Consider the following 552-nt stretch of genomic DNA (forward strand, 5'->3'; position numbering starts at 1 on the left):
GGTTTTACAAAAGATGGGCACCAATTGCAGTATTTGTGGCAGAAAATTAAATCAAGAAAATGACCATCTCTCCTCCGATTGTGGTGGTGATTGTTGGGGATGTATTGGTGAAATAGAAGCTGATATGGGTGGTGAATACGCTATTAAACAGCTTAGAGAAGAATTTAAAGCTGGGTTACGAAATGATTGGCTACCTTCACCAAAAGTTAAATTTAATAAGAGCTCTGATGTGGTTGAGGTGTGTCTAAAAAATCCGCTTGGCGAACCTTATGTATATGAAAACTTTGAATTACAGCTTTATTCAGAGTTGATGTTTAAACGTACAAAGGTTCACTTTGATAAATTAGTTACAACTAATCTTAATGGTGTTGTAGTTATTCCTATTAATAAAAAGCGTAATCTAAAAAAGGATTGGTGTAAGGTTACTCGCGGAGATAAAATCTGGACGTGTCGAATTGAAGAGCGGGTAAAACCTAACAAGTGAATAATGTCGTTCGTAAACTCACTGGGACAAATACTCGCTGGCCTTCGGCCAAAGCGCTCACATTTGCT

The 552-nt window shown here is 37.5% G+C and carries 1 protein-coding gene; it reads left to right on the forward strand.

Going from position 1 to position 552, the window contains the following annotated elements:
- The coding region (locus ABWV72_RS21190) for a hypothetical protein (RefSeq protein ID WP_353372973.1) at positions 1–484 on the forward strand (484 nt) is incomplete at its 5' end.
- Between the last annotated feature and the right edge of the window lie 68 nt (positions 485–552).

Source organism: Aliiglaciecola sp. NS0011-25, from assembly GCF_040370605.1.
In the GTDB taxonomy this organism is placed as follows: Bacteria; Pseudomonadota; Gammaproteobacteria; order Enterobacterales; family Alteromonadaceae; genus Aliiglaciecola; species Aliiglaciecola lipolytica_A.